General features: G+C 49.2%; 5 protein-coding genes. 2 read left to right on the top strand and 3 right to left on the bottom strand.

Annotation, left to right across the window (positions count from 1 at the left end; genetic code table 11):
- Positions 1 to 104 precede the first annotated feature (104 nt).
- Together IPL32_08775 and IPL32_08770 are read left to right on the top strand one after the other, a co-directional pair.
- Positions 105 to 665 carry a sigma-70 family RNA polymerase sigma factor gene (locus IPL32_08775; protein ID MBK8465911.1) on the top strand — a complete coding sequence of 187 codons (561 nt, stop codon included), beginning with the start codon at positions 105 to 107 and terminating at the stop codon, positions 663 to 665.
- Entirely contained in the window at positions 658 to 3,120 is a 2,463-nt protein-coding gene (locus IPL32_08770; GenBank protein MBK8465910.1) for a protein kinase, read from the top strand. The genes IPL32_08775 and IPL32_08770 overlap by 8 nt, the downstream gene beginning before the upstream one ends.
- Before the next feature lie 310 nt (positions 3,121 to 3,430).
- On the opposite strand, the gene IPL32_08765 is transcribed toward IPL32_08770, so the two are convergent.
- From IPL32_08765 to IPL32_08755, 3 genes are all read right to left on the bottom strand, one after another.
- Positions 3,431 to 6,178, bottom strand: coding sequence for a VCBS repeat-containing protein (locus IPL32_08765; protein ID MBK8465909.1), 2,748 nt, complete (start codon positions 6,176 to 6,178; stop codon positions 3,431 to 3,433).
- Between the two features lie 812 nt (positions 6,179 to 6,990).
- Entirely contained in the window at positions 6,991 to 8,400 is a 1,410-nt protein-coding gene (locus tag IPL32_08760; protein ID MBK8465908.1) for a S8 family serine peptidase, read from the bottom strand.
- Between the two features lie 88 nt (positions 8,401 to 8,488).
- Positions 8,489 to 11,293, bottom strand: coding sequence for a CHAT domain-containing protein (locus IPL32_08755; GenBank protein MBK8465907.1), 2,805 nt, complete (start codon positions 11,291 to 11,293; stop codon positions 8,489 to 8,491).
- Between the last annotated feature and the right edge of the window lie 20 nt (positions 11,294 to 11,313).

Below are 11,313 nucleotides of genomic sequence, written 5' to 3'. Positions count from 1 at the left end.
TATACAAGGCAAGAAAAATCGAAAGACCGGCTCAAAAAAAATTCAATTTTGTTTCAAAATCCTTGTTTTGGACTTATAATGACGGTTAATCTGCAATTGTTTTTATGTCCGAGCGACAAGAAGTTACAGCTTTGCTGCAAGAGATCAACAACGGAACAGTAACCGCTCCCGAAAAGCTCCTTCCGCTCGTTTACGACCAGTTGCGCAAGCTGGCGCGAAGCTATATGAAAAGCGAACGTCCGGACCATACTTTGCAGGCGACGGCGCTAGTGCATGATGCTTATATTCGGCTTGTCGATTGGGAAAACGTTTCATGGCAAAATCGCGCGCATTTCTTTTCAGTTGCGGCGCAGGTAATGCGAAACATACTTGTAAATCACGCTGTCAATCGAAAAGCGCAAAAGCGTGATTTTGGACAGCGTATCGAGCTTACTGAAGAGATAAGTTTTGCCGGCGGCAGTGAGGTGGATCTAATTGAACTCAATGAAGCACTTGAGGACCTTGCGGCATTTGAGCCGATACAAGCAAAGATAGTGGAGTTGCGTTTTTTTGGCGGTATGAATATTGATGAAACGGCACATGTTTTGAATGTTTCTCAGGCTACGGTAAAACGTGAATGGGCGATCGCAAAAACGTGGCTTTTTCGCAGGCTGAAAAGTGAATAACACCGCAAGTTGGGAAGAGATCAAAGAGATATTTTCGAGTGCCTTGGAACTGGAACCGGGCAGCAGGGCAAATTTTGTGTCTGAACGCTGCGCCGGTAATGCCGAGCTGAAAACCGAGGTTGAGTCGTGGCTCGCGTCTCATGCTGCGTCTGAAAATTTCATCGAGACGCCATTACTTTCTCAAGACGGCCTTTTCGCCGGTACCGGAATATCCGTTGGCCGCAGATTTGGAAACTACGAGATCGTTCGAGAGATTGGGCACGGCGGCATGGGCGCTGTATATCTGGCAAAACGAACCGACGGTGAGTTTGAACAGAAAACTGCTTTAAAAATTGTCAGGCAGACAGTTGCCGAAAGCCAAATGATCGAGCGGTTTCGCCGCGAACGCCAGATCCTCGCGTCGTTGAATCATCCAAATATTGCCAGGCTCCTAGACGGCGGCGTATCAGAAAATGGAGAGCCATTCTTTGTAATGGAATACGTTGAGGGTGAACCGATTACCGATTTTTCCAAACATGAGGCAATATCCTTAGACGAAAAACTACAGCTTTTTCTCCACGCATGTTCAGCTGTCGGATATGCTCATCGAAATTTAGTTGTTCATCGCGATATCAAACCTGGAAATATTCTCGTAACTGCGCAAGGCGAACCGAAATTGCTCGATTTTGGCTTGGCAAAACTGCTCGATGAAGATCTGTCAGGCGACACAACACAAACAGCATTTCGCGCTTTGACGCCGGCTTATGCCTCACCCGAACAATTAAGAAACGAGCCGATCACTACCGCTTCCGACATTTATAGTCTCGGCATTGTCTTGTATGAATTGCTGACGAGCGAGCGACCCTTTCATTTTGAAGGCAAGAGCTTGGATGAAATTATTAGAACAGTAACCGTAATTGATCCGCCACCACCCTCCTCAAATCCGGAATCAGCGATCCGCATTCCGCAGTTGAAAGGCGATCTCGACAATATTGTTTTGATGTCCTTGCGAAAGGAGCCGGAAAGGCGCTATCAGTCGGTCGAGGCCTTTGCGGAAGATATTGAAAGATATCTAAAGGGATTGCCGGTTGCTGCGCGCTCCGCAACCGTTAAATATCGCGCTTCAAAATTTATCCAGCGGCACAAGGTCGGCGTCTTTGCCGCAGGTTTGATCTTTTTAAGTTTGATCGGCGGAATTATAGCTACGATCAGGCAGACCCGTGCCGCCGAACGCGAAAAAGAAAAAGCCGAAGCTGTAAATGCGTTTCTCGAACAAACGCTCAAATATTCAAACCCTTTTTTGAATAGTTTCCGAAAAAGCGGCAACGAAACGACCGTCAATGAGGCACTGGAAGAAGTGGGACGCAGACTTGAAAACGGCGATCTTGACAGTCAGCCTGAAGTCAAAGCCGAACTAGAACGCACAATTGCCTCGATCTATTACGGTCAAGGAAAATATAACCAGGCACGCCCGTTTGCGGAGCGATATGTAGTTTTTCTGCGCGAAACATTTAGCGAAGACCATCCGAAGATGATAAATGGCATGACTGTGTGGGCAGGTATGCTCTTTGAAAGAGGCGAGTTTGATGAGGCGGAAAAACTGTTTCGCAATTATCTGCCATTGCTTAGGAACGAATATCAAAAAGGAAATGTCAACACTGAATTTTTTGGCGGGGCACTCAATAATTTTGCTTACTTGCGCCGCACGCAGGGCGATTCGCGTGAAGCCGAAATACTCTTTCGCGAGACATCGGAACTGCTTCCGCAAATGTCCAATGAAGGTCGAAACCTTCTCGCCACGACGCGCAGCACACTGGCTTCCGTTATAGCCGACCAAGGCAGATTTGTCGAAGCGCTCGAAACCGCCCGTCAAGCCATTGAAGAATACCACCTACGCAACGAAACCGATTCGCCAAGCTACGGTTTTTCGTTAAATGTTCTCGGCGGTTTTCTGACTGAAAATGGCGAGTATGCTGAAGCCGACGAGGACTTAAAGAAAGCCGAAACAATTTTTCAAAAATATATTTCGCCAACATCGCTCTGGTTCGGCGACAATTTCCGCAATCAGGCAACGTCGCTTTATTTTCAAAACAGGTTTGATGAAGCAGTAGGCAAGGCCGACGCCGCTCTGAAAAATTATGAAGAGGGCTTTGGCAAACATTACGATAATTATCCTACTGCACTTATCATCAAAGGATTGAGTCTTACAAAATCGGGCCACTCCGGCGAGGGCGAAAGGATCCTACGCGAGGCACTTAAACTGCGAACAGAGACATTAGCTGCCGGTCATTACTGGGTGGCTGCGGCTCAAGGAGCCTTGGGTGAGTGCCTTGCGACTCAGAGACGTTTTGACGAGGCCGAACCTCTTTTGGTTGAAAGTTACGAGAGTTTGAAAGCCTCCCAAGGAGACGGGAATCCGCGCACATTGTTGGCACGAAACCGCCTTAGCAATTTGTATCTCAGCCGGGGTAAATAGGATCTCAAGCTCGCTAAGCGCAGATTGACCATCAGTTAACTAAATAGTTATCTAGCATTCATGTGATATCCAATGTTACCCCATGATATCGGATGAGGGGGCAACAGAACCAAAAATGCCAATGAGGAAGGGGGTTATGTAACGTTTTCATGCGTTGAGTGTTATCTGGTGATATCGTATGTTACAAAGTTAATCTGGCTGTTAACCGAAGGGTTGTAAGTTCGAGTCTTACCTGCGGAGCCAATTTAGATAAAAATTGAGGCTGTCTGGAATCTTTGTTCCCAGACAGCCTCTTTCGTTGTGTTTGTAATTAACGAGCGATTGCGGGTATGTCGCCGTTTATACCGAAATGGTATTGTTGGAAACTTCCATCGGAGGTTCTTAGAACATACCAGTAGCCATTCGATGGACGGAATACTGCGATGTCGGTCTTTCCGTCGGCGTCGTAGTTGCCGGCAACCGGAACATCTCCGTCCATGCCGAATTGCTGTGCTTGATAGCCGCCGTCGGAACTTCGCTTGGTGTACCATGTTCCGTTCGACGGGCGAAAGACAGTGATGTCGCCTTTGCCGTCACCGTCAAAGTCTCCGCTGACTGGGATGTCGCCCGCCGTTCCGTAGTTTGTCACGACGAAGCGTCCTTGCAGGCTTCGCATCCAGTACCAGTTGCCTTCGCTCGGACGGTACACTACGAAATCGTCTGTTCCGTCGCCATCCATATCGGCAGGCACAGGAATGTCTGAGGCATTGCCGAAGTAGATGTAACGGTTTCCTGTGTTGTTGCTCTGTTGGATGCACCACAGGCCTTCAGATGGGCGATAGACCGCAACGTCGATGCGTCCGTCACCGTCGAAGTCTCCTCGAAGCGGCACGTCGGTCGACAGTCCCCAATTGACTCGGGTCACGCCTGCATCAGAACTGCGGGCGATCTCCCAGACACCTTGACCGTTTTCATTACGATAAACTGCCGCGTCCGTTCTGCCGTCGCCATCAAAGTCAGCCGATACGATCTTGTCAGATGCTGAACCATGTGACTGCGACGAGAAGCCATTGCTATTTTGCGAATACCACGTTCCTGTCGAGGGACGAAATACTGCAAAATCGTGTATACCGTCACCATCGAAGTCGCTATTACGTGAACGATTCCTAAAGCTTCCACTGATCTCGCCCGTAGGATTGTTTACGCTCGTGATTACTGCGGACCAAAGGCCTGCTCTCAACTGCTGAACCTGTGCAGGTGTTACTGCAAACGTTACGGGCGGGAAGTTGCCGTTTCGTCCACCAACAACGCCGAGGTCACGAATGGTGGTGGTTGTTCCAAATGCTGTTTCGATTCGGGCACCGGTCTGATTGCTCGACAGATTGTGAAATTCGCCAAAGACCGTTGCCTGGGTTTCGTCTGCACTGAGCGTGACCTTTAACTCACCGTTTGCAGATGTTGGGACGGGCGGAACCACTTGGCTGCCGTTCAGGTGTGTTTCAAACGATCGGCCAGACGGTGTTGAGGTCGGTGTGCCGCTTGGTGTGCCGTTTGGTGTTCCTGTCTGTGAAGGGCTTGGTGTGTTGCCGGGCGTTCCTGTTTGCGTCGAACTCGGTGTGCCGAAGCCGCTGAATGTTCCCGACAGAATTGTTGAACCGCTGCTCGTTATAGCGATAGTCGATCCAACCACGATCGTAGGAACGTTCTGGCCATCATCACTGCGCAATCTAAGTCTGCCTTCGCCACCGCTCTCCAGAGACATTTGGCCTGCGGCTGTGCCGTCAACTATAACCGTGAGCGATGTGCCGATCGCCAGATTTACCTGACGCACACGCACTTCAAGCTCGGTACGGCTGCTGTGGATTTCGTACTCTGCAAAACCCGTTGGCAGAACGCCGTTCAATGTCGGACCGGTCAACCCTGCGAAAAGTTCGCTTTCATTGTTCGGTGTTCCCGTAGCGGATGGTGTTGCCGTTCCAGTACCTGATTGTGAAGGCGAAGGTGTCGCTGTTCCTGTTCCCGACTGTGAGGGTGAAGGCGTTGAAGTTCCTGTGCCTGATTGCGAAGGGGTGACGGTTGGAGTCGATGTCGAGCCGTTGCCAAATATGCCGTTGACCAGCACAATATCGCCGTTGCGAACCTCTACAGTTGAACCGTTATTTACAAATGGAACTACCTGACCGTTTTCGGTTCTGAGTTTGAGTTTGGCTTTTTGACGGTCATCGACGATAAGTGTGCCGATATTTGCCCCATCAACGAACGCCATCAGCGCAGTGCCCTGAGCAAGGCTGAGATCTTCGACCTCGACCTCGATCTCGCGGTTGCCGTTCGAGTAAAGCTGCCATTCGGCATGTCCGTGCGGATTTACGCTTCCGGTCGGCGAGTTGAGTGATGCAGAACGAACCAAAATCGGTGTTCCGCTCGGTGATGGTGACGGCGTTCCTGTTCCTGTACCTGTACCTGTGCCTGACTGTGAAGGTGAAGGCGTTGAGGTTCCGGTTCCAGATTGCGACGGCGAAGGTGTCGCGGTTCCCGTTCCCGTGCCTGACTGTGATGGTGAAGGCGTTGCCGTTCCTGTACCTGATTGCGAAGGTGATGGCGATGCCGTTCCGCTGCCGCTTGGTGTTGGTGTCGCGCCGTCAAAGTTGCCGGCGACGAGAATTGTGCTGCCGCTTTGAACGTTAACAGACGAGCCTGCGTTGACTGTCGGTACGGCTTGCCCATCTTCGGTCCGGAGTTTGAGTTTGGCCTTCTGCCTGTCGTCCACGATGGCCTGGCCGATAAGGTTTCCATCGACGTAAACGCCGAGGCTTGTGCCCATCGAAAGATTGAGGTCCTCGACCTCGACTTCGATCTCGCGGTTGCCGCTTTGATAGAGTTGCCATTCGGCTGCTCCATGCGGATTGATACTGCCCGTCGGTGAAGATAACACCGCTGTCCGAATGAGAATGACCGGCGTGCCGTCAGCTTTGACGCTGCCTGTAAGCGCCGGTAGTGACACCCAGGCCGCGAGCAATAATGCGAAAGCAATAGCTTTCCAATAGTTCTTGTTTGTTGATCTCATGTTTCTTTTTTTCATTTTATTACCTGCTAATGTTTTCATTACCCCAGCTTTTGAGGTGTCGTCAGATATACAGTGCAGGTTGAGAATGCAAAAAGACATTAATAATGAGTTTCTTGCTCCGGGCTGTCTGAAAAATGGCGATTCTGCTCCCTTCGTTCGTACGTGTGTCCTCCGCTGTCCCAAGTGTCCCAAACAGAGTGGGACAGCTAAGTTGTTGATTTTATTGGGTGCCCCATAAAGTGTCCCACTGTCCCACTGTTTTTTTCACAAAATTTCGAGGGGTCGCGGCGGCGAGTTAACCACCCGCTGCCGCTGGTGTTTCTGACAAATCGTTCCACCATCGTTCCACTATTGAGTGGAACGGTCTAAACCTTACAGGTAAACGATTTGCGGCCACAAAATTCCGCCATTCCACTACTTTTGCAAAAAAATCGGGCATTTTCTTGAAAAATGTAAATGTTGTAATGATTGCTGTTACAGCTATCACACATCGAAAATACTGAAATCTTCGCTGGAACGAGTCTATAACTCTACCTAGAGGTGGAGCGAAGCGTAACCTATAGGGCCAATTGCGAAAACCTGAGAGCGTGTCGCCTGCAAAGCAGGGCTGGCTCGGCCATAACAGATCATTCGATCTCTCAATTCACGATCAATTTTCAAAGAGCAAAATCTTAGTAATCACAAAGATGTACGTCTCAATATAGCACATTGTTGCATCTATGGGAAACGAATCTCTTGAAAATGAATGAATGAGAAAGAGGTTGCCGGTAAACCTGGTTCACCAACAACCTCTGTCACACCTTAGAGCCAACTCCTAAAATTGACGACTATTTTATGAGAAATTGCTCAAAGCCGAAATTGGAAGGCCTCACTGAAGGTATCGGACATTTAGTATCGTTCGTAATGGCGCACAGAGCGTCAACACGATTAAGGCGGATTTCATCGGTATCACCCCATGGCGGCGGCGCAGGATAATCTTTGTCCACCGATGTTTCTTTGACATGTTCAAGCAAAAGGTGCGGCGATGCGAAAGTAGTTGGATACCTTGCTTTTACTAAAGCTGTGATGCCCGCAACGATTGGTGCTGCCATTGATGTTCCAGTCCACATTCCATATCGCCCGCCGGGAAGAGCGCTTACAATATCTTCTCCCGGAGCGGTCACATCAACCCAGTGACGCTCGTATGATGAAAAGCTGGCAAGCAAGTCGTAGCGAGTGCTTGCAGCGACCGATAACATTCCGTCACGCTGCTCGGCGGCGGGAAAAACCTTTGTCGTTCTGCCACCATTGCCGGAAGCTACTGATACAGCCAAACGTCGGGTTCCGATCTCAGGAAAAGTCGTTCCTGTCGGCGTTATTCCAACATCCACACAGTCGAGAAGATCGTGGAGAACACGGACATCTTCCGGGTAACCTAAGCTAAGATTTGCTACATCGGCGCCTTTATTTGCAGCCCATATCAGGCCTGCTGTTATGCGCCAAAGGTCTCCTGAGCCGTCACGATCGAGGATTCGCAGCGGCATTATTTTGGCGTCGGGAACCGTCAATGCAACTATGCCTGAAACATGCGTTCCGTGCCCAAACGCAGGATCCTGTCGAAGCACACCAACCTCGCTCGGGTCGTTGTCGCCATTCACAAAATCCCGCCAAGTCGAAGGGTCTGTGAGCTTTCCTGAAAATGCCGGATGTGTCAGATCAATGCCTGTATCGAGAACTGCGACGACAATGGGCTGGCCGTTGTCTACACGCAAACCTTTAGTGCCGGCCACTGCAAAGGCTTCGTTTAGGCGAATTCGGTTGGGGAACCACTGCTTTGCATAGCCTTTTGCGCTGCTGCCGATTGCCCACGAGCGACCGATAGCCCACGAGCGCCCTAGCGTCCAAGATAGTCCGGGCTGTTCTACCTGTGTGAGTTTGCGATTGACCTCTGCGAAGATAATTCGCGTATCAACGGGAGTGGTCATAGCGGTAACGACTTGAGTTGGTGTTTGTCCATTTGCGATACGCATCAAGTAAATCGGCGGCGACGCAACTTGTGATAACGGCGTTTGAACGAGGCCATACTGAGTTGCAATAGCCGGTAAGTTCGACGCATTGGTTAGTTGGACTATAACCTGATCCGGTACGCAGCTACAGTCTCCATCCGGTGTATTTGCGAAGGCCAAAGTCGCTGAGCCGACTAGCAGAACAAATCCTATGATCGATGCCAAAACACCTGTCTTCTTAAACTTACTCATAACCAAACCTCGTCAGGTCAAGCGGAAAAGACTGCCTGATATACCCACAGTGTATCGAAATCCCCGATAAATACACTTTATGCAAAAATTATTTCCCGATCGATACGAACGGCGACCAGTAGAAGGGGTGTTCGCCGCGTTGTATAAAACTTAACTGCGCCTTTCTTAAAGATGCTGAGATTGTTTCGTTGCGTTGCAGATTAGTGTAAAAATCTCGCATCAGACGTGCTGTTGCTGCGTCATCTACTGCCCATAAACTCACGACTAGTGAATCGGCTCCGGCTGTTAGAAATCCACGTGCCAAGCCCAATATTTCCTCTCCGGCAAATATTTTGTTTAGCCCTGTCTCGCATGCACTTAGGGTAACGAGTTTGGCTGTTAATTTCTGAGAACAAATGTCGCGGACTGTGATCCAACCGTCTGCCAAATGTAGGCTTGAGAACATTGGATTATCGGGGCGAAATTTTCCATGACATGCCAGGTGGATAAGGTCGAAGTCGGGAGCGTTTTTGATAAATGCCGAAAACGAGGCTTTTTTGCCGACGAAGCTGGTTGGATTTGGCACGAAGGGCTTAATTTTACGTATTTCATTTGCCACGAGCGGTATTCTTTCGTCAGCAAATCCGATAAGTAGTCCATTTTCTATCTTTTTAGTTCGCCGTTTTTGCAGTGTCGTCCAGACGCGAGCGCTTGGTGCGTAATTAACTTCAAAAACCTCGATCAAGTATTTATTGCCATCGCTCAGAGCTTGAAACGGAACATAGTTGAGACCGCCGACCGGAACGATTATCAGACGGCTTCCCGAGAGATGATCTCCTATCGGACGCACAAGCTGCTCGTAAAGTCTTTCGAGGCATTTATCAGCGCGGGATTTCAGGCCATCTAAAAATTTCGCGAGCTCCACGTTTCCGTATCGCAGCGCTCCAAATTGAAAATGCAATTCTTCGAGTGTCTCGCTTACATCCGATGTTGTGGTCAGGTCGCGAACAAATCGGATCTTGTTTCTTGTAATGATGAATGCAGAGATGCTGTCTTTGAACTCAACAAATTCTATAAGCGTAGTCGCATCGTCGAGCTGATTCTGCACAGTCTTAACGTTAAATGCCTCGCTCCGATTGCCATTGCCACGCGATCCTGATAGTTCCAGGCTTGTGATCTGCCGCATCGTGTCAGTGAGTTTTGTTTCGAGGCGATTGATGTCGGATGTGAGTCGCTGCGTTTCCGACGCATCGGCACTGTCAAATTTTTTGTAATAAAAATTTAGTTCCGCCCGCAATTCTTTTAGTTTGTCAGAGAGTTTTTTGGAGACTTTTGAGTCTTGACGGTCAACTGATGCAGAATCCAGCAAAGATCGCGCGCGGCCGCTTTCTATGACGCGGAATGCCTCGGAGAGTTTGTTTTCGTTCAACAAAAGCTGTGAGAGGTTTTCAAACGGTTCAAGCCTTGAACCAAAAAATGCCATGCTGATCTCTTCGGCGGCTAACGGCGAACGCAGATGTTCGATCGTTCGTATCGCGTCCTTGAAAAAAGACTTGGCTTTAGCATTTTCACCACGCGAGAGTGAAATTTTTCCAAGCGAATTTAATGTAAACTGCTTTGCATTTGATTGCCGATATTTTTTTGCAAGTGCATTTGCCGCGTTAAGTTTTTTGATTGCTTTATCAAATTTACCGGTCTTTCTATGCAATTCGCCTTCGAGAAGATTCACTTGAATTTGGTGTCTTGGATTCTCGCTATGCCGCAGAGCAGCGGTCGCATCGACCAAATATGAATATGCATTCTCAAAGTTCTTTTGCCGCGATGCAAATTCCGTAAGCGAGAGCAGTGCCGACGACCTGCCTGTTTGATTCTTCTCTTTCTCAAACAGTTTCAGCGCGCCCTTTAGCTCACGTTTTGCAGCCGCATCATCGCTCTGCAAAACAAGCGTACGGCCGTAATTTAGCCTTGAACGTGCCTCCTCTGCACGCAGGCCCAATTTATGAAATGCGTGCGTCACACGTTCGTATAGAGCCACAGCCTCAGCGCCAAGATTCAGTTCCGAATATATATCGGCGATCTCAAGATCGGCGATAGCAGATTCGTGCGGCAACCCAAGATCGTCATATTTTTGACGCGACAGTTCAAGAAAATTAAGTGCCTCGGCATAGCGGCCGCGAAGAAGTGCGAGATTACCCAAATTCGCTTCGATCTCGGCCTCAGTCACGCGCATTTTTTCCGCTCGTGCGGTTTCGAGCGCCACTCGATAATATCTATCTGCTTTTTGAAAATCGTTTAGTTCGGTGTAAGTATTTGCGAGGCCATTCTCGGCCATCGCCTTCCACGAATTTTCTTTTGCTTTGATAAAACGCCGCCGGGCGGAAAGACAGTATTTTTCGGCTTCGTGATGGAGCGAGCGGCGGGAGACGATGTTGCTTAGATTCATCTCTATCTTTCCGGCCGCAAGCTGATCGCCTTCTTTAACAAATATTTTTAGTGCTTTTTCGCCTGTAATGATCGCCTCTTCATAACGTCCGAGCATCGCTAGCGCGAGAAGTTTTGCGACTTGTGTTTGGGCAGAATCTCCGAATCTTCTGATTTCGGTAAAACGTTTGCCGGCATTTTCAAGATTATCGACTGCGGACTTAAATCTTGCCTTGGTGATGTCGGAAATGCCGGCAATCCACGAGTTGATTGCCTGGATCTCATCATCTTCGTTGATCTTTGCGAGGACACGCATTGCTGCGGAGCCGCGTTGAGCTTTGATCGGATCAACCGTCCACACGGCGTAGCAAGCCTTTCTGATCGCTCTTGCAAGACGCACATCGGCAAAGCGCATATTCTGAGCAAGCAGATTTTTACGCTCTGCTTGGGTTGCCGCTGAGATCAGGCTTTTTGCCAGGTCTGCTCGTCGCATATATTGTAATTATACAAGAG

The organism is Chloracidobacterium sp. (genome assembly GCA_016711345.1).
GTDB lineage: Bacteria > Acidobacteriota > Blastocatellia > Pyrinomonadales > Pyrinomonadaceae > OLB17.
This window is presented reverse-complemented; position numbering and strand designations above follow the sequence as displayed.

Excerpts from the sequence above, each read along its gene's own strand:
- IPL32_08755 (MBK8465907.1), bottom strand. The coding sequence starts at position 11,293 with ATGCGACGAGCAGACCTGGCAAAAAGCCTGATCTCAGCGGCAACCCAA.
- IPL32_08775 (MBK8465911.1), top strand. The coding sequence starts at position 105 with ATGTCCGAGCGACAAGAAGTTACAGCTTTGCTGCAAGAGATCAACAAC.
- IPL32_08765 (MBK8465909.1), bottom strand. The coding sequence starts at position 6,178 with ATGAAAAAAAGAAACATGAGATCAACAAACAAGAACTATTGGAAAGCT.
- IPL32_08760 (MBK8465908.1), bottom strand. The coding sequence starts at position 8,400 with ATGAGTAAGTTTAAGAAGACAGGTGTTTTGGCATCGATCATAGGATTT.